The organism is Nannocystis pusilla, assembly GCF_026626665.1.
GTDB classification, from domain to species: Bacteria; Myxococcota_A; Polyangia; order Nannocystales; family Nannocystaceae; genus Nannocystis; species Nannocystis pusilla.
The window spans coordinates 9,838,090-9,862,607 of record NZ_JAPNKE010000002.1 but is presented as its reverse complement, the minus strand read 5'-3'; the positions used below and the strand labels follow the sequence as shown (position 1 = coordinate 9,862,607).

Here is a 24,518-nt window from a genome sequence, read left to right as displayed (position 1 = left end):
TGTAGACCGGGCAGAACACCGCGCCCCCGTGCGGATCGCCGACGCCGAACACGCAGCGCAGGGCGATCAGGCCGGGGGCGGTACATGCATGTTCGGACATGTCCCTCGGGACACCGTCATCGCGCCGGGGGGCGACCAGACGCAGCCGCATGGGACCTGTCCGAAGGACTGCTAGCCCTCGCCGCGCATCATCGGCCGCTTGCGCTGGCGACGCTTCCGGCGGCGCTCGGCCTCACGGAGCTTGCGCTTCATCTTGACGCTCGGCTTCTCGTAGTGGCGGCGGCGCTTGATCTCGCGGAGCACGCCCTCGCTGGCCATCAGGCGGCGGAGCTTGCGGATCGCCCGCTCGACGCCGCGCTCGTCGACCTTGACCTCCAGCGGGCGGCCCGTCACCGGCCGATGATCGTTCACGGTGGTGGCGGGGTTCGGGAGCGGCTCGCGGCGCTGGTTGTAGTCGGAGAACTCTTCGTCGGTTTGGCGGGCCATGGTTGAAGGCCGCAATGGATAGGAGATCCCGCGGCGCCGGTCAAGCGGCCCGCCTGGCCGCGGGTTCACCCGGCGACCCCGCCAGCGGCCGACCGCCCGCCGTCGACGGCGATGACCTGGCCGCTGACGAAGGCGCTGCGGGCCAGGAACAGCACCGTCTCGGCCACGTCTTCCGGCGTGCCGATCCGCTGGAGCGGAATCGCGCGCACAATCCGCGCGCGGATCTCCGAGCCCTCGGCGAACCGCGGATCTTCTTCAGGCCAGGCGACGGTGCCGGGGGCGACGCCGTTGACCCGCACCGCCGGCGCCAGCTCGACGGCCAGCGCCCGGGTCGCCATCAGCAGCCCGGCCTTGGCGGTGCAGTGGTCCAGATAGCCGCGCCAGGGCTGCATCCCCGCGACGTCGAGGATGTTGACCACCGCCCCCCGCGCCGCGACGAGCGCCGGGGCCAGCGCCCGCACCAGCGACAGCGGCGCCACCAGGTTCACCTCGAGGACGCGCCGCAGATCGTCGTCGCTGCGCCCCGTGAACTCGCCCCGCTCGAAGCTCGCCGCGCTGTTGACCAGCAGGTCCAGCCGCCCCCCGGCCGGTCCCTGCGGGTCGACCACCCGCGCGGCCAGGGCCGCTCGCGCCGGCTCCGCTGCGAGATCGGCCTGGATCGTGCCCACGCACCGCTCCCCCAGCGCCGCCGCCAGCTCGGCCGCCGCGGCCTCGCTACGGTGATAGTGCAACCACACGCGATAGCCCGCCTCGGCGAGCCGGGTGACGATCGCCCGCCCGACTCGCACGGCCCCGCCCGTGACCAGCGCGATCGGCGCCGCCTGCTCGGAGTGCTCCATGGCGAGCAGAGCCTACCGATCTCACGCGCCGGCGCCACCGACAAACCCTCTCGTAATGTTGACTGTTACGATAGGTCACGCGTACGTTTTCCGTATGTCGGGGACGGAACGGACGCTCAGTTTGAAGGATATGCTGGCCGGAAGCGGCTGCACGCCGCGAACGGTGCGGTTTTACGAGCGTGAGGGGTTGCTGCGAGCCACGCGGACGCGCGGGGGCCACCGCGCGTTTTCGCCCACCGAGCTCGACCGTCTCAACTTCATCGTCGCCCTGCGGGAGGCCGGCTGGTCGCTGGAGGAGATCGCCGAGCTGCTGGCGGTCCGGGGCGCCGCCGCCAGCGACCGCGACGCCTGCCTGCAGCTCGAGCGGACCCTGGGCGCGCGCCTCGGCGAGCTCGAGCGCAAGCTCGACGTGCTCACGCGACTGCGCAGCGACCTCGAGGGGACTCGTAAGGCGCTGGCGGTGTGCCGCGACTGCACCCAGGCGGCCCCGGACCGGGCCTGCTGCCTCGGCTGCACCCGGCTGCCGGAGCCGACCGAGCTGCCGCGCGGGTTCCGTCTGACCTGGCGCGGCGAAGGCTAGCGCCCCTGCCCCGGCCGCGCGGACCGGGGTATATCGGGGCGACATGTCCTCTCCCAAGCGCGCTGAGCCACCGCCCGCGGTGAGCGACCGCCAGTTGGCGCTCGAGCAGGCGATCGCGTCGCTCCTCGACGCCTGCGGGCTCGACCGCCAGCACAAGGACTTCACGAGCACGCCGAGCCGGGTCGCGCGCGTGTGGTCGCAGGAGTTCCTGTCCGGCTTCGAAATGGACCCGGCCAAGATCCTCGGCGACCCCGTCGAGGGCGAGGGTGAATCGGCGCTCGTCGTGGTGCGCGGCCTCCCCTTCCACGGCCTCTGCCCCCATCACTTACTGCCCTACACGGGCACCGCCACCGTCGCCTATCTCCCCGCCACCAAGCTCGCGGGCTTCGGCCGCCTCGGCGATCTCGTCGCCTGCTTCACGCGCCGCCTCACCCTGCAAGAGCGCGCCTGCAACGACGTCGTCGACGCGCTCATGGAGCACCTCGGCGCCCGCGGGGCCGGATGCGTCATGCGAGGCCGCCACACCTGCCTCAGCATCCCGGACAACAAGCACGAGGCCCAGGTCGTGACCAGCTCGGTGCGCGGCGAGCTGTCCGGGCGGCCCGACCTGCAGGCCCAGCTGTTCGCGTGACCGGGCTCCGCCTCTACCTCGCGCGCCACGGCGAACCTGTCGATTCGGACATGTTCATCGGCCACGCCGACGTCGGCCTGTCGCCGCGCGGCCTCCGGCAGGCCGAGGCAGTCGCCCGGGCGCTGGCCGACGTCCCGCTGCGGGCGATCTACAGCTCCGACCTCGTGCGGGCCACGATCGGCGCCGCGCGGATCGCCGCCGGCAGGCCTGAGCATCCTGCGCCGCTGGCCCTCCCGGCCCTCCGCGAGATGAACCTCGGCGTGCTCGAGCGCGTGGCCTTCCGCGACGGACGCGCACATGCGCCCGAGCTCGCCAGCATCGGCTACGACGACCTCTTCGAGCACCGCTTCGCCGGCGGGGAGAGCGTCCGCGACCTCGCCGAACGGGTCGTCCCCTGCATCACCACGCTCGTCGCTCGCCACCTGCGCGGCCCGGACGAGCCCCGTCGCAGCCCGGCCCCGGCGATCGCGGTCGTCGCCCACAACACCGTCAACCGCGTCGTCCTGGCCTGCGCCGCGGGCCTCGGGCCGGCCGGTTATCCGCGCTTCGAGCAGGCCCACGGCGCGCTCAGCCGCGTCGACTTCCCCGACCGCTGGAGCGCGGCGGACCCATGGGCGGGCACACGGATCGGCCTGGTCAACTGGCTGCCGGAGACGTTCAGAGCGAACGAGCGGAATCGCTAGAGCCATACCTGCGCGGTTGTGCCCGGGCCGGCCTGTCGGCCCGCGGACTGGTGGCGGCCGGCAGCACGCGGGGTATAAAGCAGCGTCGCCCATGCTCACGGCCAGGTCCACACCGCTGCCCGAAGTTCTGGCGGCGCTGCCGATCTTCCCGCTGCCGAACGTCGTCCTCCTGCCCGGCATGGTGCTGCCGCTCAACGTGTTCGAGCCGCGCTACCTGCAGCTCGTCGACCACGCGCTGAATGAAGGCCAGCACATCGGCGTGCCGCTGCTGCGGCCGCGCGGCGAACGGACGGCAGACCGCCGCCCCGCCTTCGAACCAGTGTTCGGGCTCGGCAAGCTGGTGTTTCACCTGCGGATGCCCGACGGCCGGCGACTGATCCGCCTGGAGGGCCTCGGCCGGGTCCAGCTGGTGCGCGAGCTGCCGATGACCAACCTCTTCCGCCAGGTCGAGGCCGCGGCGCTGCCCGAGCCGCCCGTGTTCGACAAGTCGACGCTGCTGCTGCTGCGCTCGCAGATCGAGCGGCTCGCCCGGCTGTCCGGCGACGACGGCGACGCGCTCGGCTCGCTGCTCGCGCTGCCGGACCCGCGGATCCTGCTCTACGCGCTCACCGCCTTCCTCCCCAGCCTCGAGCTCATGGGCGGCCACGACGTCGCGTCCGCCGCCGCCCGCCGCGAGCTCGTGGACCTGCAACAGCAGAGCCTGGCCGCCGACACCCCCGAGGACCGCCTCGGCTTCCTCGTCGACCGCACCGCCACGCTGCTCCGCCGCCTCGGCGAGGTCACCGAGGCCTCGATCCTGCTCAACTAGGGCTGCTCGATCGGACATGTCCCCGGCGGCATGTCCGCTGCGACATGTTCCATGCGGCATGTGCGAACGGTCATCTGCTCCTGCAGCGCTCGCGCCGCGTCACGCGTGGCCAGGGTCGACCTCGCCGAGCGGTCGGCCGAGACCTCTCCGGCCAGAGCCGTCGCCTGCCAGACCACTGACGGGTCGCGGCGCTCTCTCTCTCGGCAGGGCATGTCGCAGGGCGGGTGACCGAGAAGACCCCGCTTCGGCTGCGCCCACGCTCCCGCGGCCAGGTTCGCACACTCCGCAGCCCGCGTCTTCGGAGCCGCGCAGCGAGCGGCTCGCTCGGGCCGCGGCCGCTCGAGTCCCCGGAGGAGCGACGCGGCTTCAGGTCACCGTGCGCAGCAGGCTGCTGCGCTTGGGCCCGGTCGCGCTGAGCTTGCTGAGCGCCAGGGCGGCGCGAGCGGCCACGTCGGACAGGGCCTTGGCCTGCTCGCTGGCGGGTGCGCCCTCGACCACCGGCACCCCGGACTCGCCGCCGTAGGACACCTTGTTGTCGATGGGCACCTGGCCGAGCAGCTCGACGCCGAGCTCGCGGGCCAGCGCCGCGCCGCCGCCGCTGGCGAAGATCGCGTCGTGGTGGCCGCAGGACGGGCACACGTAGTAGCTCATGTTCTCGACCACCCCGACGACCGGGACCTCGAGTTTATCGAACATGTTGACCGCGCGGCGGACGTCGATGAGCGCGACCTCCTGCGGCGTGGTGACCATGATCGAGCCGGTGATCGGGATCAGCTGCGCGAGCGAGAGCTGGGCGTCACCTGTCCCCGGGGGCAGGTCGACGATCAGGTAGTCGATGTCGCCCCAGTCGACGTCCTCGAGGAACTGCTTGAGCAGCTTGTGGATCATCGGCCCGCGCCAGACCACGGCGTTGCCGGGCTCGACGAAGAAGGCGACGCTCATCACCGGGATCCCGCGGTACAGCGCGGGGCTGATGCGGTCGCCGGCGAGCGTGGTCGACGTCTCGCGCTCGGGGGTGCCGAGCATCTTGGGCACGCTGGGCCCGTAGATGTCGGCGTCGAGCAGCGCCACCTTGGCGCCGAAGCGGTGCAGCGCCATCGCCACGTTGACGCTGACGGTGCTCTTGCCGACGCCGCCCTTGCCGGCCGCGACCGCGAGGATGTTCTTCACCGTCGGCAGGCGGTTCAGGTCCTGGCGCGCCGGCTTCTGCGGCACCTTCAGGCCCCACTCGATCGTGCCGCGGAGGTTGCGAGCGGCGAGCGCCGCGCGCACCGACGCCTCGAGGGCGTCGCGCAGCGGGAAGCCCGGCGAGATCAGGTCGATCCTGAACGTAGCCTCGCCCGCAGCGTCGACGCGGACGTCCGAGACCTGGTCGGCAACGATCTCGCGGCCGGTCGCCGGGTCCTTCACGCCCGACAGCGCGGCCAGCACTTGCTCCACGGTGACGCTCATGATGCCTTCTTCTCCTCCGCCGCCTGTGCGTCGGGATCCTCATGCCCCGCGAGCGCGGACAGGTTGAGCAGGTTGTCCTTGGGCAGGCGGTGGCGCCGCAGCGCCTCGCCCGGCTCGCCGGCGAGCACATGCTCGTGCATGAGCGCGTCCGCCGTCGCCACGTCCATGCGCCCGTAGTAGGTCGCGCCGCCCTTGTCGTCGACGACCAGCACGGTGACCCCTGACTCACACGGACCGAGGCACGTGCAACCCATCACGCGCAGCTGCGTCTTGAGACCGAGCTCGACGCGCAACTGCTTGAGCCGTTCGAGCACGTCTTTGCTGCCACGACGCATGCAGCTGCCCTGAATCGCGTCAGGGTCGCGCAGGTTCTGGCAGACGAACACGAGCGAAGGCTGCTTCATGGCGCGGCGCTCACCTGTAGCACGAGGACTTTGCTCGGCCGGCGCGCCGGCTTACAATGTCGGCGGAGCCAACGCACAGGTTATGGCAGTCCTCGACATCGTCAAGTATCCCGACCCGCGGCTGCGCGAAGCGACGTTCGACGTCGGCGAGATCACCGACGACATCCGTCAGCTCGTCCGCGACCTGATCGACACGATGTACTCGCTCAACGCCGCCGGTATCGCCGCGATCCAGGTCGGGCGGCTCGAGCGGATCTTCGTCCTCGACGGCAAGGTCCCCGCCGGCGGCGACGACAACAGCCCCCGCTCGTCTTCATCAACCCCGAGCTGGTCGAGTCCGGCAAGGGCCTCGCGGTCGCCGAAGAGGGCTGCCTCAGCTTCCCCGGCGTGTACGTCGAGATCAAGCGGCCGCGCTGGGCCAAGGTCCGCGCCCGCGACCTCGAGGGCAACACCGTCGAGGTCGACGGCGACGGCCTCCTCGGCCGCGCCCTCCAGCACGAGCACGACCACCTCACCGGCAAGCTGATGATCGACCTCGTCGGCACGATCAAAAAAGAGGTCATCAAGCGCAAGATGAAGCGCTGGCACGCCGAGCACGACGGCGAGAAGCCCGCCGCCGCCACGCCCAGCCTGCCCGAGCTCGTCTGAGTCCCCGCCGGACTCGCCGGCCTGTCGACTCCGTCGCGGCCGCTCGGTCCCCCGAGCGGCCCACGCTTTTGGGTCCGCCGGGCCCTGCGTCGGCCCGGCCTTCGTGGCGGCCGCTCGGTCTCCCGCGCGGCCCATGCTCTCGAGCCCGGCTCCGCCTGCGCTCACACCAGCGCGGGCGAGGCGCCGGCGTCGGCCTCTTCCTTCTGGGCCGCGACGACCGTCAGCGCCGTCATGTGGACGATGTTGTCGACCGAGCAGTCGCGCTCGAGCACCGTCACCGGGCGGGCCATGCCGAGCAGCACCGGGCCGACCGACGGGACCCCGCCGAGCTCGCGCATGAGCTTGTAGGCGACGTTGCCGGCCTCGAGGTTGGGGAAGATGAGCACGTTGGCCGGGCCGGTCAGCTGCGTCGACGGGAAGATGCTCTGCATCAGCGCGTAGTCGACGGCCACGTTGGCCTGCATCTCGCCCTCGACCTCGAGGTCGGGGCGGCGGCGGCGGAGCAGCGCCGTCGCGTCGGCGACCATCGTCGAGCGGGGGTCGCGGACCGAGCCGAAGTTGGAGAAGCTGAGCATCGCCACCCGCGGGGTGACGCCGAACGTGCCGGCCGCGTCGGCCGTCATCTCGGCGACGTCGGCCAGCGTGGTCGCGTCGAAGTCGAGGTTCACGGTGGTGTCGCCGAAGAACAGCATGCCGCCCTTGTGCAGCATGAGGTACATGCCGCAGATCTTCCGCGCCCCGGAGCGGATGCCGATGATCTGCAGGGCCGGGCGGATGGTGTCGGAGTACGAGAAGTTGAGGCCCGTGACGATGCCGTCGACGCGGCGCTCGGCGACCATCATCATCCCGAAGTGGTTGCGCTCGCGCATCAGCAGGCGCGCCAGCTCGGCGGTGACGCCCTTGCGCTCGCGGCGGCGGTGCAGCAGCTCGGCGTAGGCGGCCGCGTCCGCGTCCTCGCGCGGGTCGACGATCTCGTAGGTCCCGTCGAGCAGGTCGATGTCCTGGTCGCGGATGATCTGCTTGATCTGCTGCGGGTCGCCCAGAAGGATCGGGCGGGCGATCTTCTCCTCGGTGATGATCGAGCAGGCCTTGAGGATCCGCGGGTCGTCGCCCTCGGGGAACACGATCTTCTTCGGCGCGCTGGCGGCCATCCGCACGAACTTGCGCATCACCGCCGTCGAGCCGCCGAGCAGGCCCTGCAGGCGCTCGACGTAAGCGTCGAGCTCGAGCTGGATCTGCGCCACCCCGGTGTCCATCGCCGCCTTCGCCACCGCCGGCGCCACCCAGTGGAGCACGCGCGGGTCGAACGGCTTGGGGATGATGTACTCGGGCCCGAAGTGGAACTCCTCGCCGTAGGCGGCGCTGACGACCTGCGGCACGTCCTTGCGCGCCAGCTCGGCCAGCGCGTGCGCGGCCGCCACCTTCATCGTCTCGTTGATCTGCGTCGCCCGCACGTCGAGCGCCCCGCGGAAGATGAACGGGAAGCCGAGCACGTTGTTGACCTGGTTGTTGTAGTCGCTGCGCCCGGTGGCGACGATCGCGTCGGGGCGGGTCGCCTTGGCCGTCGGGTAGTCGATCTCCGGGTCGGGGTTGGCGAGCGCGAAGATGATCGGCCGCGGCGCCATCGTCAGCAGCATCTCCGGCGTCACCAGGCCGGCGCGCGACAGCCCGAGCAGCAGGTCGGCGCCGACCAGCGCGTCGGCCAGGGTCACCGCCTCGGTCTCGCGCACCCACTCGAGCTTGGGGTCGCCGGCCTCGAGCTTGCGCTTGTGCGACAGCACGCCCTTCGAGTCGCACATGACGACGTTCTCGAGCTTGACCCCGAGGCTGACGTAGAACTTGGCGCACGCGATCGCCGACGCCCCGGCGCCGCTGACGACCACCTTGAGCTCGGCGAGCGACTTCTTCTGGATCACCACGGCGTTGAGCAGCGCCGCGCCGCTGATGATCGCGGTGCCGTGCTGGTCGTCGTGGAACACCGGGATGTTCATGCGCTGCTTGAGCTTCTCCTCGATGTAGAAGCACTCGGGCGCCTTGATGTCCTCGAGGTTGATGCCGCCGAAGGTCGGCTCTAACGCCGCGACGCACTCGATGAACTGGTCGGGGCTCGTCGCCTTGACCTCGAGGTCGAACACGTCGATGTCGGCGAACTTCTTGAAGAGGACGCCCTTGCCCTCCATCACCGGCTTGCTCGCCAGCGGCCCGATGTCGCCGAGACCGAGCACCGCGGTGCCGTCGGAGATGACCGCCACCAGGTTGCCGCGCGCCGTGTACTTGTAGACCTCGGCGGGGTCCTTGAAGATCTCCATGCACGGCTCGGCGACCCCCGGCGAGTACGCGAGCGACAGGTCGCGCTGGGTCGTGAGCGGCTTGGTCGGGACGACCTGGATCTTGCCGGGGCGGCCCTTCGCGTGGAACTCGAGGGCGTCCTTGCCGCGGTTGGAACGGGGGTTCGACATAGGGCCTGCAAGATACTCGCAGCGCCCCGGGTCGTCACGTTCCTCGCGCGCACGTCGGCGCGCAGGCCGGTTCACGGGCGCGCGCAGGCACCTACGCGCGACGGTCGAGGCTGGCGCTCGCTAGCGGTCGAGCAGCTTGTGCACCTGCGTCCGCTCCCACAGCACCGCCTCGGCGTAGCGGTCGAAGAGCGCCTCTGCGCGGCGGAACTCGGGCGTGTGATAGACCCGGCGGCCGTCGACGATGGGCATGTCGTGCACCTCGTGAAGCATCTCATGGTAGATGATCCACTCGACGAAGAAGCGCGGGACGTCGGCGGCGTCGAGCACCGGATGCACGCGGATGAGCCGCTCCTCGATCGAGTAGCTGCCGAGCTTGATCGACTCGCGCCCGGGCTTGCGGCGGGTCCGCGGACCCCAGGTGATCTTGGCCTCGATGGTCCCGCCGAAGTAGCGGGCGTTGAGGTCGTCGAACAGCTCCTGCAGGTTGAAGTGCGCGCCCTGGGTGTCGAGCTGCTGCGTGCGCGGCTTCTCGGCGTCGCGGATGAGGTGCTCGTTGCCGTCGATGTAGCGGCGGAGCAGCGCGCCGGCGTCGCGGTCCTGCGACTGCGCGTAGCGGGCGACCGCCCGCAGCACCGCGGGCGGAGCCGCCGCGAACATCCGGTGCATGCGCAAGGTGTAGACGCCCTGCCCGCGCTTGACCGACAGCATGGTGTGGACGTTGTCGGTGAAGATGATGCGCGCCCGATGGCCCGCCTTCAGGTAGGCGGACAGCCGCCGCTGCAGCCACTGGCGCAGCGCGTCCTCGGTCGCCGGGTCGAGCTCGCCGACCGCCGCGCGCTCCGCCGCCGCAGTCAGCGCCTCCTCGAGGTCGTCGCCGAACTCGCCGCCGACATCGAGGTCGACGTCGACATCGTCCTCCAGCAGGGCCTCGGCGTCCCGGGCGCCGCGCGAGCTCGGCTCGGGGGCGTCAGCCTCCGCCGGGGTCTCGGCGTCGACGAGGCGGAGCGCGGGGGCGGTGGCGGAGCGGTTGGACTTCATCGCGGCGGAGCGCCCTGCGGGCGCCTGGCGACCACGCAGGTCGGATGCGGTCGAGTCTCTCGGGGCGAGCGGCATCATAGGCATCGGTGTCGAGGTTACGAGTTCGCGGTGATCTCGATGGGATCAACGAGCTCGGATGTAGGATATCCGCCTACGCAACGGCGTCGAATTCGTGGGGTAACGGGCCCGCCTCGCCGGTCGCGGCGCGAATTGATCTGTCCTGCGCGATCTGGAAGGCGCCCCGCCGCGGGGCAGTACACTCCCCGCGCATGCACCTGCGCGTCCTGCTCTTCGCGGGCCTCCGCGAGCGCCTCCGCCGCGACAGCGTCGACCTCGAGCTGCCCGCCGGGGCGCGCGTCCGCGACCTGCTCGCCACCCTCGCCCGCGAACAACCTGATCTTTCGGCCAGCCTCTCGGTCTGTCGCGTCGCCGTCGACCACGAGTTCGTCGCCGCCGACCACGTGATCGCCGAGGGCAGCGAGGTCGCCGTCATCCCGCCGGTCAGCGGCGGCCACGACGGGCCCGCCGCCTATCCATTGGCCGCCTATCAATTGATCAAGGACCGCCCGCTCGCGCTGGCCGACGTCGTCGCCGCGGTCGCGCACGCCGGCGCGGGCGGCATCGACATCTTCGTCGGCAACGTGCGCGACAGGAGCCGCGGCCACGACATCGCGCGCCTCGAGTACGAGGCCTACGAGCCGATGGCGCTGCGGGTGATGCAGCAGATCGGCGCCGCGGTGGAGGCCGAGACCCCCGGGGTGAGGGTGGCGATCCACCACCGCCTCGGGGTGCTGCAGATCGGCGACAGCGCGGTGATCGTGGCCGCCTCCGCGCCGCACCGCGCCGAGGCGTTCGCGGCCTGTCGCGCGGCCATCGAGCGGCTCAAGCAGGACGTGCCGATCTGGAAGCGCGAGGTCGCCACCGACGGCCACGCATGGGTCGTGCAGGGGCCCTGACGATCCTCTACCGTGGGGGGCATGCGCGCCCGCCTCGCCTTGCTCCTCGCCGTCGTCGTCCCCGCCTGTGCCGAGGGTGAGAGCTCGTCGGGCTTCGGCAGCGCGCCGGGGGTGACGACCGCGACGATCACCGCGACCAGCGACGCCACCACGACCAGCGGCACCGGCACCACGGCGCCCACCACCGGCGGCGGCGCCTGCGGCGACGGCACCTGCGACGGCGGCGAGTACTGCGAGACGTGCCCGGAAGACTGCGGCGGCTGCGAGGCGGTGTGCGGCGACGGCATGTGCGTCGGCGCCGAGGACTGCCTCGCGTGCGCGAGCGACTGCGAGTGCGCGCCGTACTGCGGCAACGGCACCTGCGACATGCAGCTCGAGAACTGCTTCAACTGCGCCGGCGACTGCGGCCCGTGCGGAGTGTCCTGCGGCGACGACACCTGCACGCCCGGGCGCGAGGACTGCTTGAGCTGCGCCGCCGACTGCGGTGACTGCCCGGCCGGTTGCAACGACGGCACCTGCGGCCCCGACGAGAACTGCACGACCTGCCCCGCCGACTGCGACGCCTGCCCGCCCGCGTGCGGCGACGGCACCTGCGATGTCGGCCTCGACTCTTGTGAAAGCTGCCCGCAGGACTGCGGCGCCTGCCCGCCTCAGTGCGGCGACGGCACCTGCAACGGCGCCGAGACCTGCGGCTCGTGCAAGGCCGACTGCGAGGCGCAGTGCACCCCGTGCGCGTGCAAGGACGGCGACCCGAACTTCAACAACGTGTGCCACTGGCCGCCGAACACCCCGGCCTGTCCTCCGACCGCGCCCGGCGGCTACTGCGACCCCAACGGCGACGGCAGCTACGACGACGGCGACTGGCAGAAGGGTTACTTCGAGTACGCCGACAAGTGCCCGTGAGTCCCGCGCGCGGGCGAACACGGCGCCCGCCCGCTGGGTTACTCTCGCCCGGCCCATGGCCCGCTACGCCCCGCTCTTCCTCCTCTTCTTCCTGTCAGGCATCAGCGGCCTCATCTACGAGTCGATCTGGTCGCGCTACATCAAGCAGTTCGTCGGCAGCGCCGCCACCGCCCAGGTCCTCGTCCTCAGCCTGTTCATGGGTGGCATGGCGCTCGGCTCGCTGCTCGCCTCGCGCAAGCTCGCGGGCGTGCGCCGTCCCGTGCGCGCGTACGGCCTGATCGAGGGCGGCATCGGCCTGTACGCGCTGGCGTTCCCGTGGCTCAGCGAGCTGGCGATGCGCGTGTGCTACGACCACGTGTTCCCCGGGCTCGGTGGCGGCTTCGCCGTCGAGGCGATCAAGTGGAGCGTCGCCGGCCTGCTCATCCTCCCGCCGTGCGTGCTGCTGGGCATGACCTTCCCGCTGATGAGCGCCGGCATCCTCCGCCGCGACCCCGAGCGCTCGGGCGAGATCCTCAGCTTCCTCTACTTCACCAACAGCATCGGCGCGGCGATCGGCGCCCTGCTGTCGGGCTTCGTCCTGGTCGCCAACTTCGGCCTGCCCGGCACCCTCGCCTGCGCCGCCGGGCTCAACATCGTCATCGCCGCGATCGCCTTCGCCCACCGCCGCGAGCACGCCCCGATCGTCGAGGACACCGCGGCGTCGGCCGGCACCGACGACCTCGTCAAGCTGCTGCTGCTCGTGGCCTTCGGGACCGGTCTGTCCTCGTTCATGTACGAGATCGGGTGGATCCGCCTGCTGTCGATGATCATCGGCAGCGCGACCCACTCGTTCGAGGTCATGCTGTCGGCGTTCGTGTTCGGCCTGGCGATCGGCGGCCTGTGGGTGCGCAAGCGGATGGACCGGTTCAAGCGCCCCGAGCTGGTGCTCGGCATCGTCCAGCTGATCATGGGCGTGGCCGCGATCGCGACCTTGCCGGCCTATCAATGGGCGGTCGAGGCGATCGGCTGGCTGCTGGTCGACTCGCAGGGCGCCCGCACCGAGCCCCTGTGGCTGCAGTTCAACGTGCTGCGCTACGCGCTGTGCCTGCTCATCATGTTCCCGGCGACCTTCTGCGCCGGCATGACCCTGCCGCTCATCACCCACGTGCTCTTGCGCCGCGGCCAGCCCGAGGGCGTCATCGGCCGCGTCTACGGCTTCAACACCTTCGGCGCGATCGCCGGGGCGGTGCTCGCCGGCCTCGTGCTCATGCCGATCATCGGCCTCCAGCGCGTCATCGTGCTCGGCGCCGCCGTCGACGTCGCCCTCGGCCTCGCGCTCGTGTTCGGCGACGCTCGCCGGGCCAAGAACCCGGCCAAGATCCGCAGCTTTGGCCGGGTCGCCGCCGGCAGCTCGCTGCTCACCCTCGCGTTCGGCCTGTTCGTCGTCAAGATCGACCCGATGGTCCTGTCGGCCACGGTGTTCCGCAACGGCCGCACGCGCCTGCCCGAGGGCTTCGAGCTGCTGTCCTACGTCGACGGCCGCACCGCCTCGGTCTCGGTCATCCGCCTCACCGACGACCGCGAGTACCGCGTCATCTACACCAACGGCAAGCCCGACGCCTCGGTGGTGCTGAACCGCTACCCCAAGGACCGCGACCCCGAGCTCGGCCCCGACTTCGCCGGCGACGAGCCCAACCAGGTGCTGGTCGGCGTCCTGCCGCTGATGGCCCGACCCGAGGCGACCGACGTGGCGCTGATCGGCTTCGGCTCCGGCGTGACCGCGCACGTGCTGCTCGGCTCGCCGACGCTGCAGCGCCTCGACACCATCGAGATCGAGCGCGAGATGGTGACGGGCTCGCGCAACTTCTACCCGGCCAACGCGCGCGCCTACGACGACCCGCGCAATCACTTCTGGTTCGACGACGCCAAGGCCTACTTCGCCGGCGCCGCGCGGCAGTTCGACATCATCGTCTCGGAGCCGACGAACCCGTGGGTCAGCGGCGTCTCGAGCCTGTTCACCGTCGAGTTCTACCGCGAGGCCAAGCGCTACCTGAAGCCGGGCGGGGTCCTGGCCCAGTGGCTGCAGGGCTACGAGCTCAGCGACGAGCTCCTGCTCACCGTCCTCGCCGCCCTCGACCAGGAGTTCAGCGACTACCAGATCCTCCGCGTCGGCGCGAGCGACTGGGTCATCCTCTCGGTGGCCGACGGCGAGCTCGGGCGCCTCAGCGAGCAGCCGTTCGCGTGGGCGGCGATGAAGCCGGAGCTGCAGCTGCTCGGCCTCCACGACATCGGCCAGGTCGACAACCTCATCGTCGCCAACCGCCGCATGCTGCACCCGTTCCTCACCGGCCGCCCGGCCAACTCCGACGCCATGCCGCTGCTCGACACCGGCGCGGAGAAGGCCCGCTTCCTCAAGGAGTCGGCCGGCTTCCTCCACCGGATCCGCTGGACCCCCGCGCCGCTGCTCGAGGTGCTCGGCGGCGTCGAGCGCCGGCCCTACCCGGCCGGGGGCATCGGCGACCGCCGCGACCCGCACGTGTTCGAGGAGGCCGAGACCGCGGTCGCGCTGCTGCGCTTCTACGCCGACCCCACCTTGCGCTTCGCCGAGGACATCAGCCTCACCACCATGAACCAGTGGATCGACGAGCAGCGGCGGATCGTCGCCGGCATCGACGACTGGAACGCGTGGGTCGAGGCCACCTACGGCGTCTACATCAACCTCGTGCCGCACATCCGGCTCGACGACGTCGCCTGGTGGAAGGAGGTCCGGGACACCGCCCGCGACCACCACGCCGCGCCCGAGGTGCTCGCCTTCCTCGACGCCCTCGACGCCCTCCAGGCGCGCGACCCCGCCCGCCTGCGCGCCCGCCTCGACGAGCTCGACGGTCAGCGCAGCAAGCTGCTCACCAAGGGCATGCGCGCGATCTCTGGGATGGTCGCCCGCGAGCTCGCCGACGACGCGCCGGGCCGCCGCGAGTGGGCCGCGAGCAACATGGAGGGAGTCGCCGACGCCGAGCTCCGCGGTGAACGCCTGGCCTACGAGGCCTTGAAGGCCTACGCCAGCCGGTGAACGCGGCACCTGTCTCCAGGGACATCTCACTCCTGCCTGCATGCGGTGACCCGCGCCCACCGGCGCGTCTTCTCGTGCAGAGCTCGCACCTCTCGCACGTGCGGCGTCGCGGACCCGCCGGCGCGCGCGAGGTGTAGTCTGTAGGCGACGCGCGGGATGGGGAGCGACCGAGAGCACGAGCGACGGGTCCGACTCGCCCGGGGAGTCCTCGCCTGGCTGACCGCGTGCGGCGGCCTGCTCATCGTCGCCGAGGTCGCGAGGTTGCCGTCGCGTCACGCCTGGCAGCACCTCGCCGGCCTCGCCCTCGCGCTGGTGTTCGTCGGCGCCTGCGGCCTCGGCCTCCGCCGCGCCCGCGTCGATCCGGGCCGCGCGCTCGAGCTCGCCTACGTCACCGTCCTCGTCGCGCTCGCGGGCAACGGCCTGCTCGTCGCGCTGCCGCTGCTCGTGCTCGCCTGCGCCGCCGCGTTCCTGATCCTCGCCACCGCGCCGCGGGTGGTCGCGCCGGCGCGCGTCGACCTGTGGACCGCCGTCGCGGTGTTCGCCGCCCTCGCTCTCGGCGCGCTCGAGCTGGCGCCGCTGCCCACCCGCGTCGCCGACACCGACGGCGGCCCGCTGCGCGACCTCGCCTGCGTCGGCGCGCTGATCGTCGCCGGCGTGCTGGCGGTCCGCGACTTCTCCCGCTACCCGCTCAAGATCAAGCTCACCCTCGTCACCCTCCTCGTCGCCCTCGCCCCGCTGTTCGTCGTCCGCGTCGACGCCCACCTGCGCCTGGCCGCGAGCGACCTCGAGGCTGCTCTTTCAGACATGTCCGAAAGTGCAGCACGATCCGCGAGCGCGTGGGACGGCTTCCTCGCCGAACGGCAGGCCGCCCTGCGCGACCTCGCCGGCGGCGACGAGGCCCGGGCCGCCTGCGCCGGCGCGGCCGAACCGCGCGAGGCGCTGACGCGGCTGCTGCGAGGCGCGGCCGAGCGCTCCGACTCGCCGGTCCGCGCCGCCGGGCTGTGGGGCGCCGTCGGCCAGCGCCTGCTCGGCGTCGGCGAGTTCCCGCTCGCCGCCCCGCCGCCCGCCGCGGTCGCGTTCGCGGTCGACGGCGAGGGCCGCGACGTCCTCGTGCTGTCGACGCCCGTCGTCGGCGAGTGCGTCCTCGCCGTCGCCCTGCGACCCGGCCTCGTGCGCGCGTGGAGCGACGAGCTCGCGGCCAACGGCGTCACGGTCGTCCTGCGCGACCGCGAGGACCACCTGCTGTTCGGCCCGGGCGACCTCGCCGCCGCCGTGCCCGGCTACGCCGCGCTCCCGCCGGTCGCGGCCGCCGGTTCGAAGTTGCCGCTGCCTCGCCCCGCCACCGAGGACACCGCCGCCGCGCGCCTGAGCGACGGCCGCATCACCGGGGTCGCGCGGATCGCCGGCGCCGACTGGACCCTCGCGCTCGTGCGCGACGCCGTCGACCTCGACGCGGTCACCGCCGAGCAGTCGCGCCGGGTCCAGTGGATCACCCTCCTCGTCGCCGCGCTCGCCAGCCTCGGCGCGTTCGCCCTCAGCCGCCGCCTCGCCGCGCCGATCGCCCGCCTCGCCACTGCCATGGCCGAATTCACCGGCGACGACGCGCGGGCGGCCACCGGCGGCGGCGACGAGATCGACGCCCTCGCGCGCCGCTTCGAGCTCCTGGCCGAACAGGTCGGCGCCCTCCTGCGCGCGCAGGAGCAGCAGACGCGCCGCCTGCAGGCCGAGGTCGCCGAGCGCAGCGAACAGGAGCGCCGCCTGCAAGCGCTGAACCGCGAGCTGAGCGCCGTCAGCGACCAGTCGCAGGCCGCCAGCCGGGCCAAGAGCACCTTCCTCGCGCACATGAGCCACGAGCTGCGCACGCCGCTGTCGGCGATCATCGGCTACGGCGAGCTGCTGCTCGAGCAGGCCCGCGATCACGGCCACGACGGCTACGCGCGCGACGCCGACAACATCGTCCAGGCGGCCCAGCACCTGCTCACGATCATCAACGAGATCCTCGACCTCTCGAAGATCGAGGCCGGCAAGATGGACATGGTGCTCGAGGAGTTCGACGCCGCCAGGCTGACGCGCGAGGTGGCCGACACCGTGCGCCCGCTGGTGGCGGCGAACCGCAACAAGCTGACGCTGCACATCGAGCGCGACCCGGCGCCGATGTACAGCGACCGCCACAAGCTGCGCCAGGTGCTGCTCAACCTGCTGGGCAACGCCGCCAAGTTCACCGAGGACGGCGAGATCGCGCTGAGCCTGGGCCAGCGCAGCGCCGCGGACGTCATCTGCCTGGTGTTCACCGTCCGCGACACCGGCCGCGGCATCGCCAAGTCGGCGCTCACCGCCCTGTTCGAACCGTTCACGCAGGTCGCCGATCCGGGCTCGCGCCGGACCACCGGCACCGGCCTCGGTCTCGCCATCACCCGCCGCTTCTGTCGCCTCATGGGCGGCGAGGTCGAGGTCACCTCCACGCAAGGCACCGGCTCCACCTTCACGGTCACCGTCCCCGTCAGCTACCGCGGCCTGCGTGAGAGCGGCTCGTGGCGCCCGGCGAAGACCCCGCTGCGCATGGACGAGACGGCCCGCTTCAAGCCGTGAGTCGCGCCCGCGCGACCGTGTCGGCGCCGTGAATTCCAACCGTCGCGGCCGGCCTGTGCGGGCGCCCACTGCGGCCCCTGCTCGTCGCGTTGCGGGGCCTCGCAGTCCCTCCCACATTCAGCGAGACAGCGTGCGGTCGCAGAGCGGCCCGACCGACGCGCCTATCACCGCGGCCGCCCGAACGAGACAGTCTATGATCCGACCCGCAACCCGAGCGGCGGCGCTAGTCGTCGCGCTATCTCCACTCACTTTCGTCGCATCGGCCCACGCCGCGCCCGTCCCGAGCAACGACGACATCGCCGACGCCATCGTCATCACCGAGCCGAGCTTCAGCGACAAGCTGAACACGGGCGCCGCGACCACCGCCCCGGACGATCCTGTCTGCTTCGGCAACAGCGCCACCGTCTGGTACGAGTACACGCCCGCGGTCGACGAGCGGATCCACATCGACACCTTCGGCAGCAACTACGACACCACGCTCTCCGTCTACACTGACGGCTCGTCCGAGCCGCTCGTCCAGCAGGCCTGTGAGGACGACACCATCGGCCTCCAGTCGGCGATCGACTTCGAGGCCACCGCGGGGGTCACCTATTTCTTCATGGTGGCCGCGTTCGGCGAGGGCAACAGCGGCGGCGCGACGCGGTTCAACTTCGAGGTCGACGCGCCGCTCGAGATCTCGGTCCAGTTCGACCCGGGCGTCCTCGGCGAAGTCGGGGAGGCGTTCCTCGGCTTCACGGTGATCTGCTCGCGCCCCGCGACCGTCGACCTCTCGGGCCTGCTGACGCAGAAGAGCAAGGGCCTCACCCGCAGCGCCCCCTTCGAGTTCGGCCCCATCGATTGCGACTACGTGCTCGAGGGCGGCGTGGGCCCGCTCTTCCCCGACACCGGCGCCTTCGTGCCCGGCAACGCCCTGGTCGACTCCTTCGCCTCCGCCACCGCCCTGGACGACGGCGAGACCGCCGAATTCGCCGGCGCGCAGAAGATCAAGCTGGGGATTGAGCGGAGGTCGTAGCGACCTCGCGCACGAGCGCCGCGCGTCTGCTCGCACATGTCTGCACGGTCAGCCGTCGATCGTGCGCGGAACTGCGACCGTTCACGCCTCCTGGGTACCGGCCCGCGCGCCGCGAGGCCGCTGACCCCCGCTCGTCACGCTTGCTGTGCTCGCCGGCCCCGCGATACCTTGCGACCGTGCCCCGTGCGCGGGGGAGGCTTCGTATGACCTCGACTGGCAAACGGCGCTCTGCGCCAACGCTCATGGCCCTCGGAGTCGCCGGCATCGCCGCCGGTGTGCTCGGCGCTTGCAAGGACGGCGGCGTCGACGGTGACGGCGACAGCTGCGTCTCGACCCGCGAGTACTTCGCCAACGAAGTGTGGCCCAAGGTGCTCGGCAAGACCTGCATCACCTGCCACGGTCCGGCCGGCATCGCCGAGGAGCAGGGCGCCGAGTTCCGCCTGCTGCCGGCCTCCTACCCCGGCTTCCTCGACGCCAACCTCGCCTCCGTGACCGAGAACGCCTCGGTCAGCTACGACGACCTCTCGGCGCTGCTGGCCAAGCCGACCGCCAAGACCAAGCACGGCGGCGGCGAGGTGATCAAGGCCGGCAGCGAGGAGTACCGGATCCTCGAGAGCCTGCTGAACCAGCTCGACGCCCCGCGCGAGTGCCCCGGCAGCGACGGCGCCGACCTCGACGCGGTCGAGCTGATGGGCCCCGAGGAGACCCTGCGCAAGGCCACCCTGCACCTCGCGGGCCGCCTGCCGAGCGCCGAGGAGCTCAAGGAGGCCGCCGCGAGCGACGAGGCGCTGGCCGAGACGGTCCGCGGCGTGCTCGAGGAGGACGGCTTCTACGACCGCCTCGGCGACATCTTCAACGACCTGCTGCTGACCGACCGCTACCTCGTCTACACCGGCTTCGCGGTCAACATCCTCAACTCGGAGGACTTCCCGAACGCCGGCGCGTGGTGGGAGGGCCTCGAGGGTCAGGACGAGCTGCGCGAGCAGGTCAACCGCGCCGCCGCGCGCGAGCCGATCGACCTCATCAACTACATCGTCCGCAACGACCGGCCCTTCACCGAGATCCTCACCGCCGACTACACGGTGCTGAACCCGTTCTCGGCCCAGCTTTATGACCAAGAGCTCGGCTTCGCCGATCCGACCGACCCGCGCGAGTTCAAGGAGGCCAAGCTGTTCAGCGTGCGCGGCGGCAAGAAGACCCTGCCGCACGCCGGCGTGCTCAGTTCGCCGATGTTCCTCAACCGCTTCCCGACCACGCCGACCAACCGCAACCGCCACCGCGCGCGGATGACCTACAAGCTGTTCCTCGCCACCGACGTGCTGCGGATCGGCGAGCGGCCGATCGACCCGTCGCTGTCGGAGGCGTACTCGAACCCGACGCGCGACGACAAGCAGTGCAACTTCTGCCACCAGCTCATCGACCCGGTGGCCGGCGCGTTCCAGAACTACGACGACTACGACATGGAGGTCCTGACCACGCGCGAGTGGTTCCCGGAGATGTTCGCGCCCGGCTTCGACGGCGAGGACATCCCGAAGTCCGACTTCCCCAGGTCGCTCGAGTGGCTGGCCGCGCGGCTGGTCAAGGACCCGCGGTTCGTCATCGCCACCGTCCACACCGTCTTCCGCGCGCTGACCGGCACCGAGCCGCTGCTGTTCCCCGCCGACGCCGAGGATCCCCTGTACAGCGCCAAGCTGAACGCCTGGGAGGCCCAGGACGCGCTGTTCCGCCAGATCGGCGACGACTTCGTGGCCGACGACTACAACCTCAAGACGGTGATCGTCGGCGTCGTCATGAGCCCGTACTTCCGCGGGGTCTCGCTCGACAAGACCGAGCTGTCCGAGGCCGAGAGCGAGGAGCTCGCGGTCGTCGGTCACGGCCGGCTGTCGACGCCGGAGCTGCTGGCGAACAAGCTCCAGGCGACCACCGGGATCCGGTGGATCCGCGGCTGGGACCTCGAGGACTGGCTGACCACCGACTACCGGATCCTCTACGGCGGCATCGACTCCGACAGCATCACCCAGCGGCTGTCGCACATGAACGGCATCATGGGCGCGGTCGCCGGGCGCATGGCCAACGAGGTCGCCTGCGCCGTCACGGCCTACGACTTCTCGCGCGGGGCCGACAAGCGCAAGCTGTTCCCCGAGGTCACGCTCGACACCGTCCCGCTGTCCGACAACGGCGCCGAGGTGCCCGACAACGTCGCCGCGATCAAGGCCAACATCGTCCACCTGCACCAGCGCGTCCTCGGCGAGGCGCTGGCCGCCGACGACGCCGAGGTCGGGCGCGCCTACGACCTGTTCCTCGAGACATGGAAGGACGGCAAGGCCAACGTCGCCAGCGGGGCCGAGAACGAGTGGCTGAGCTGGTGGTGCCAGGCCCGCGTCGACCCCAACACCAACGTCGACCTGCCCGACGCCGAGAAGATCGAGACCGACAAGAACTACACGATCCGCGCGTGGATGGCGGTGATGACGTACATGCTGTCGGACTACAAGTTCCTCTACGAGTGACGACGAAGGAGCCACCACCATGGATCGCCGCAACTTCTTGAAGATCGCCGCCATGACCGGGCTCGCCGTCGCCGCGCCGGTGGGGGTGCGCCGCGCCCTCGCCGACGCCGAGCCGTACGAGGGCCCGTACTTCGTGCTCATCAGCGCCTCGGGCGGCTGGGACCCGGTGTACCTGTGCGACCCGAAGGAGCAGGGCCCGCTGAACCGCCTGTACTCCGCCGCGGCCACGCAGGGCAACATCAGCTACGCGCCGATCGGCCTCGACCCGGTCGCGCTCGGCCTCGAGGAGGCCGAGGTCGCGTACCTGATGTCGAACACCGACTTCTTCACCAAGTACGCCAGCCGGCTGCTCGTGCTCAACGGCGTCGACATGGCGACCAACAACCACGACGCCGGCGCGCGGGCGACCTGGAGCGGCCGGCTGCCGGAGGGCTTCCCGTCGTTCGGCGCGCTGGTGGCGGCCGCGCGGGCGCCCGAGAGCACGTTCGCGTACGTCAGCGCCGGCGGCTTCGACGCGACCGAGGGCATCATCCCGCTGACGCGCATCAGCAGCGTCGACGCGGTCAAGAAGATCGCCAACCCCAACCTCACCGACCCGAACAACGCCGAGACGGACAAGTTCCACTCCGACAAGACGATGGAGCGGATCCGCAAGGCCCAGACCGCGCGGCTCGAGGCGCAGATGGCCGCGGCTCGCCTGCCTCGCAGCAAGGCGGCGATGAACGAGCTGTTCCTGTCACGCGGCGGCGAGAAGCTGCTGAAGGGCCTGACACTGCCGGCCGAGCCCGCGACGCTGCCGGGCTATCAGCTCGGCGACCTGCAGGGCTTCATGCAGCAGAGCCAGTTCGCCGTGGCCGCCTTCAAGGCCAAGATGGCCGTGGCCGCCAACCTCAACCTCGGCGGCTTCGACACCCACGGCAACCACGACCGCGACCACGTGCGCCAGCTGGCCAAGCTGCTCGCCGGCGTCGACTTCTTCATGCAAGAGGCCGAGGCGGCCGGCATCGCCGACAAGCTGACCCTCGTCATCGGCTCCGACTTCGCCCGCGGCCCCGGCTACAACGGCGACAACGAGTACGCCGGCAAGGACCACTGGTCCGTCACCAGCGTCATGATGATGGGCAAGGGCATCAAGGGGAACCGCGTGGTCGGGGCCACCGACGCCGAGCAGTACGGCGCCCTCGTCGACCCGGCCAGCCTCGCCGTCGGCAAGGGCAAGAAGCTGACGCCCGAGAGCATCCACCTCGCGCTGCGCAAGCTGGCCGGCATCGACACCGCCGACGTCACCGCCCGCTTCCCGCTGGCCGGCGAGGACATGCCGAAGCTGCTGGCAGGCTGAGCCCGTTCGCTGCAACACCCGTCGCCCTCGCGCCACGCGGCGCGAGGGCGTTCGCGTGTTCGCCGCGACCGTCGGACATGTCCCGAAGACCGCGTGAGTGGACGCGCACGACCACGGCCTCGTGCGTCGCCCGATCGCCGTCCACGACTCACTGTCACATGTCCCGAAGAACATGTGCGACGACGCGCGCGGCCGAGCCCGCTGGCCGCCGCGGCCGCGACCGACATGTCCCGAAGAACATGTGCGACGGCGCGCGCGACCAGGCCCGCCGAGCCCGCCGTCGGCACGCCGTCGGGACGTCGGCGCGGCCGCACCGCCGGTCTCTTCATACATGTCGCAAAGACCATGTGCGTCGGCGCGCGACGCAGCGGCCCCAGGGCTCGCGCGCACGTTCGCGCGCCGGTCCGCACACTTGTGCACAGGCGCTGTGAATCTCCGCGAACTCGTTTGGGGATCGTCGGCTCGCCGCGCTCGAGTCGCCGCGGGGATCGAGCTGTCCCGAAGACATTGCCGCCTCGAGTGAGGCGTGGTTACTCTTGTTCACCCCCGAATGCATGAACTCAAGCGAGATCGCGAACCCGACGCGCCGCGGGCACGATGTAGCCGCCGCGCTCGGTCGACCTCACCGGTCGCATCTTAGGCGGCCGATACAAGCTGCTCCGCCGCCTCGGCCACGGCGGAAGCGGCGCCACCATCTACGAGGCCGAGCACGTGGAGATCCGGCGACGCGTCGCCGTGAAGGTTCTCGACCCCGGCCTGTCCGACGCCGACGCAGTCGCGCGCTTCACCCACGAGGCCCGCGCCGCGGCGGCGCTGCGCAGCGAACACATCATCGACATCCTCGACTTCGTCCGCGACGACAGCGAGCTGGTGTACATGGTGATGGAGTGCCTCGAGGGCGAAGACCTCGCGGCGACGCTGGCGAACGACGGCCCGCTCGACTGGCGACGCGTGCTGTCGATCGGCACCCAGGTGTGCCGGGCGCTGATCGACGCGCACGCCCGCGGCGTGGTCCACTGCGACATCAAGCCCGGCAATTGCTTCCGCATCAGCCGCGACGGCACCGACGATTTTATCAAGGTGCTCGACTTCGGCGTGTCGAGCGTCGGCGCGCGCACGGGCGACGGCCGCCCGATGTCGGGGCCCGTCATCGGCACGCCCGGCTACATGCCGCAGGAGCAGCTGCGCGGCGGCCCGTACGACCACCGCGTCGACATCTTTGCCCTCGGCGTGCTGATGTTCCGCCTGCTCACCAACAAGATGCCGTACTCGGGCGGCAGCCTGTTCGTCCCGCGCCGCCCCACCAGCGGGCCCATCGCCCTGCGCCGCGCCGCGCCGGCCGTGGAGATCCCCGACGCCTTCGAGGCGGTTATTCTCAAATCCGTGGCCGCCGACCCCGCCGAGCGCTATCCAAGCGCGAGCGAGCTGCTGGCCGCGCTCCTCGCCGTCGCCGACGCCCCTACGCCGTCGCGCCTGGCCCGCGACCCGCTGGCATGGGGCGAGCGCCCCTCCGCGGCCTGAGCCGCGTTTTCGTTTGAAAAAGAGAGCCTGTCCTTTCGGACAGGCTCTCTTCGCTTTTCGGTGAGGCCGCGTTCTTTACGAACATACTTCGGCGAGGCCCGCCTTCGCGGGCTGTCTCATCCGGCGCGAGCGTCGGCATTCGACCGCCGGCTCGGCTGATTCGCATGTCCCTTCGGACATGTCAAAAACAGCAGACGCTCACGGGCTCACGAGCTCGTCGTAGCCGCGGCCCTTGAACTGGACGAGGCACACGCCGTGGCCCCACGGGTCGGCGAGCAGCGCCATGCGACCCCACGCCGATACGCGGATCGGCCCCTCGACCGTGGCCCCCTCGGCCTGCGCCCGCGCGAGCGCCGGCTCGATCGCCTCGACCACGACGTCGAGGTGGACCGGCGTCCAGTGGCGACCGTAGTCCCGCACCGCCGAGCCGACCGGCGCGGCCGGCGTGCCGGCTGGCTTTTCAAGCAGGTACAAAGGGACACCCGCGCCGAGCAGCTCGACCGCCCCGGGCCCCAGGCGACGACCCACGGTGAAGCCGAAGGCACGCACATAAAACGCCTCGGCAGCGGAGACGTCGGGGACATCGATGTTGACGAGCAGGTCGGGCATCA

Annotated in this window: 20 protein-coding genes and 1 pseudogene; 14 read left to right on the top strand and 7 right to left on the bottom strand. The window is 71.3% G+C overall.

The window, feature by feature from the left end; all coding sequences use genetic code 11:
• Window positions 1-171 precede the first annotated feature (171 nt).
• Entirely contained in the window at window positions 172-378 is a 207-nt protein-coding gene (gene rpsU, locus OV079_RS43690) for a 30S ribosomal protein S21 (protein ID WP_346660392.1), read from the bottom strand.
• Between the two features lie 173 nt (window positions 379-551).
• Complete coding sequence (locus OV079_RS43685; RefSeq protein ID WP_267775714.1) at window positions 552-1,325, bottom strand: SDR family oxidoreductase; 774 nt, start codon at window positions 1,323-1,325, stop codon at window positions 552-554.
• Between OV079_RS43685 and OV079_RS43680 the strand changes: the two genes are divergently transcribed.
• From OV079_RS43680 to OV079_RS43665, 4 genes are all read left to right on the top strand, one after another.
• Window positions 1,324-1,905: a MerR family transcriptional regulator gene (locus OV079_RS43680; RefSeq protein WP_338089006.1), complete on the top strand. Its 582-nt coding sequence runs from the start codon at window positions 1,324-1,326 to the stop codon at window positions 1,903-1,905. The two genes, OV079_RS43685 and OV079_RS43680, sit on opposite strands and share 2 nt — an antisense overlap.
• A 43-nt stretch (window positions 1,906-1,948) precedes the next feature.
• On the top strand, window positions 1,949-2,536 hold the full coding sequence (folE, locus tag OV079_RS43675) for a GTP cyclohydrolase I (protein ID WP_267775712.1): 588 nt from the start codon (window positions 1,949-1,951) through the stop codon (window positions 2,534-2,536).
• Window positions 2,533-3,219, top strand: a complete 687-nt coding sequence (locus tag OV079_RS43670) for a histidine phosphatase family protein (RefSeq protein WP_267775711.1) — start codon at window positions 2,533-2,535, stop codon at window positions 3,217-3,219. Before folE ends, OV079_RS43670 begins: the two co-directional genes overlap by 4 nt.
• Before the next feature lie 91 nt (window positions 3,220-3,310).
• Window positions 3,311-4,027 (top strand): LON peptidase substrate-binding domain-containing protein, encoded by a 717-nt coding sequence (locus tag OV079_RS43665; protein WP_267775710.1) that lies wholly within the window; start codon window positions 3,311-3,313, stop codon window positions 4,025-4,027.
• A 366-nt stretch (window positions 4,028-4,393) separates the two neighbouring features.
• On the opposite strand, the gene OV079_RS43660 is transcribed toward OV079_RS43665, so the two are convergent.
• Together OV079_RS43660 and OV079_RS43655 are read right to left on the bottom strand one after the other, a co-directional pair.
• The gene (locus OV079_RS43660; protein WP_267775708.1) at window positions 4,394-5,479 is read right to left on the bottom strand and encodes an Mrp/NBP35 family ATP-binding protein; all 1,086 of its coding nucleotides are present in this window, start codon (window positions 5,477-5,479) and stop codon (window positions 4,394-4,396) included.
• Entirely contained in the window at window positions 5,476-5,883 is a 408-nt protein-coding gene (locus OV079_RS43655) for a (2Fe-2S) ferredoxin domain-containing protein (protein WP_267775706.1), read from the bottom strand. Before OV079_RS43655 ends, OV079_RS43660 begins: the two co-directional genes overlap by 4 nt.
• On the opposite strand from OV079_RS43655, the pseudogene OV079_RS59615 reads away from it, so the two are divergent.
• Both OV079_RS59615 and OV079_RS59610 read left to right on the top strand, forming a co-directional pair.
• Window positions 5,882-6,094 (top strand): annotated as a pseudogene (locus OV079_RS59615) (peptide deformylase); the annotation flags it as partial. The gene OV079_RS43655 and the pseudogene OV079_RS59615 overlap by 2 nt on opposite strands.
• Before the next feature lie 104 nt (window positions 6,095-6,198).
• Window positions 6,199-6,531 (top strand): peptide deformylase, encoded by a 333-nt coding sequence (locus OV079_RS59610; protein WP_267778787.1) that lies wholly within the window; start codon window positions 6,199-6,201, stop codon window positions 6,529-6,531.
• A gap of 161 nt (window positions 6,532-6,692) precedes the next feature.
• Here OV079_RS59610 and OV079_RS43640 read toward each other — a convergent pair whose 3' ends face one another.
• Both OV079_RS43640 and OV079_RS43635 read right to left on the bottom strand, forming a co-directional pair.
• Entirely contained in the window at window positions 6,693-8,990 is a 2,298-nt protein-coding gene (locus OV079_RS43640) for an NADP-dependent malic enzyme (RefSeq protein WP_267775705.1), read from the bottom strand.
• Window positions 8,991-9,110: 120 nt separating this feature from the next.
• On the bottom strand, window positions 9,111-10,028 hold the full coding sequence (locus OV079_RS43635) for a SprT-like domain-containing protein (RefSeq protein ID WP_267775704.1): 918 nt from the start codon (window positions 10,026-10,028) through the stop codon (window positions 9,111-9,113).
• 269 nt (window positions 10,029-10,297) lie between these two features.
• Between OV079_RS43635 and moaD the strand changes: the two genes are divergently transcribed.
• The 8 genes from moaD to OV079_RS43595 all read left to right on the top strand — a co-directional run bounded on the left by moaD (window position 10,298) and on the right by OV079_RS43595 (window position 23,907).
• A complete protein-coding gene (gene moaD / locus OV079_RS43630) occupies window positions 10,298-10,984 on the top strand; it encodes a molybdopterin converting factor subunit 1 (RefSeq protein ID WP_267775703.1) in 687 nt (228 codons plus the stop codon).
• A gap of 21 nt (window positions 10,985-11,005) precedes the next feature.
• The gene (locus OV079_RS43625) at window positions 11,006-11,887 is read left to right on the top strand and encodes a hypothetical protein (RefSeq protein WP_267775701.1); all 882 of its coding nucleotides are present in this window, start codon (window positions 11,006-11,008) and stop codon (window positions 11,885-11,887) included.
• A gap of 55 nt (window positions 11,888-11,942) precedes the next feature.
• Window positions 11,943-14,936 carry a spermine/spermidine synthase domain-containing protein gene (locus OV079_RS43620; protein ID WP_267775699.1) on the top strand — a complete coding sequence of 998 codons (2,994 nt, stop codon included), beginning with the start codon at window positions 11,943-11,945 and terminating at the stop codon, window positions 14,934-14,936.
• 156 nt (window positions 14,937-15,092) lie between these two features.
• The gene (locus tag OV079_RS43615) at window positions 15,093-17,525 is read left to right on the top strand and encodes an ATP-binding protein (RefSeq protein WP_267775697.1); all 2,433 of its coding nucleotides are present in this window, start codon (window positions 15,093-15,095) and stop codon (window positions 17,523-17,525) included.
• A 193-nt stretch (window positions 17,526-17,718) separates the two neighbouring features.
• The gene (locus OV079_RS43610; RefSeq protein WP_267775694.1) at window positions 17,719-18,537 is read left to right on the top strand and encodes a hypothetical protein; all 819 of its coding nucleotides are present in this window, start codon (window positions 17,719-17,721) and stop codon (window positions 18,535-18,537) included.
• Window positions 18,538-18,779: 242 nt separating this feature from the next.
• Window positions 18,780-21,047 (top strand): DUF1592 domain-containing protein, encoded by a 2,268-nt coding sequence (locus tag OV079_RS43605; RefSeq protein WP_267775692.1) that lies wholly within the window; start codon window positions 18,780-18,782, stop codon window positions 21,045-21,047.
• A gap of 19 nt (window positions 21,048-21,066) precedes the next feature.
• On the top strand, window positions 21,067-22,386 hold the full coding sequence (locus OV079_RS43600; RefSeq protein WP_267775691.1) for a DUF1501 domain-containing protein: 1,320 nt from the start codon (window positions 21,067-21,069) through the stop codon (window positions 22,384-22,386).
• A gap of 633 nt (window positions 22,387-23,019) precedes the next feature.
• Window positions 23,020-23,907 (top strand): serine/threonine-protein kinase, encoded by an 888-nt coding sequence (locus OV079_RS43595; RefSeq protein ID WP_338089138.1) that lies wholly within the window; start codon window positions 23,020-23,022, stop codon window positions 23,905-23,907.
• Window positions 23,908-24,105: 198 nt separating this feature from the next.
• On the opposite strand, the gene OV079_RS43590 is transcribed toward OV079_RS43595, so the two are convergent.
• Window positions 24,106-24,516, bottom strand: a complete 411-nt coding sequence (locus OV079_RS43590) for a VOC family protein (protein WP_267775689.1) — start codon at window positions 24,514-24,516, stop codon at window positions 24,106-24,108.
• Between the last annotated feature and the right edge of the window lie 2 nt (window positions 24,517-24,518).

Excerpts from the sequence above, each read along its gene's own strand:
- OV079_RS43655 (WP_267775706.1), bottom strand. The coding sequence starts at position 5,883 with ATGAAGCAGCCTTCGCTCGTGTTCGTCTGCCAGAACCTGCGCGACCCT.
- OV079_RS43685 (WP_267775714.1), bottom strand. The coding sequence starts at position 1,325 with ATGGAGCACTCCGAGCAGGCGGCGCCGATCGCGCTGGTCACGGGCGGG.
- OV079_RS43615 (WP_267775697.1), top strand. The coding sequence starts at position 15,093 with ATGGGGAGCGACCGAGAGCACGAGCGACGGGTCCGACTCGCCCGGGGA.
- OV079_RS43680 (WP_338089006.1), top strand. The coding sequence starts at position 1,324 with ATGGCGAGCAGAGCCTACCGATCTCACGCGCCGGCGCCACCGACAAAC.
- OV079_RS43605 (WP_267775692.1), top strand. The coding sequence starts at position 18,780 with ATGGCCCTCGGAGTCGCCGGCATCGCCGCCGGTGTGCTCGGCGCTTGC.
- OV079_RS43625 (WP_267775701.1), top strand. The coding sequence starts at position 11,006 with ATGCGCGCCCGCCTCGCCTTGCTCCTCGCCGTCGTCGTCCCCGCCTGT.
- OV079_RS43640 (WP_267775705.1), bottom strand. The coding sequence starts at position 8,990 with ATGTCGAACCCCCGTTCCAACCGCGGCAAGGACGCCCTCGAGTTCCAC.
- OV079_RS43590 (WP_267775689.1), bottom strand. The coding sequence starts at position 24,516 with ATGCCCGACCTGCTCGTCAACATCGATGTCCCCGACGTCTCCGCTGCC.
- OV079_RS43620 (WP_267775699.1), top strand. The coding sequence starts at position 11,943 with ATGGCCCGCTACGCCCCGCTCTTCCTCCTCTTCTTCCTGTCAGGCATC.
- OV079_RS43600 (WP_267775691.1), top strand. The coding sequence starts at position 21,067 with ATGGATCGCCGCAACTTCTTGAAGATCGCCGCCATGACCGGGCTCGCC.
- OV079_RS43665 (WP_267775710.1), top strand. The coding sequence starts at position 3,311 with ATGCTCACGGCCAGGTCCACACCGCTGCCCGAAGTTCTGGCGGCGCTG.
- OV079_RS43635 (WP_267775704.1), bottom strand. The coding sequence starts at position 10,028 with ATGAAGTCCAACCGCTCCGCCACCGCCCCCGCGCTCCGCCTCGTCGAC.
- OV079_RS43610 (WP_267775694.1), top strand. The coding sequence starts at position 17,719 with ATGATCCGACCCGCAACCCGAGCGGCGGCGCTAGTCGTCGCGCTATCT.
- moaD (WP_267775703.1), top strand. The coding sequence starts at position 10,298 with ATGCACCTGCGCGTCCTGCTCTTCGCGGGCCTCCGCGAGCGCCTCCGC.
- OV079_RS43660 (WP_267775708.1), bottom strand. The coding sequence starts at position 5,479 with ATGAGCGTCACCGTGGAGCAAGTGCTGGCCGCGCTGTCGGGCGTGAAG.
- folE (WP_267775712.1), top strand. The coding sequence starts at position 1,949 with ATGTCCTCTCCCAAGCGCGCTGAGCCACCGCCCGCGGTGAGCGACCGC.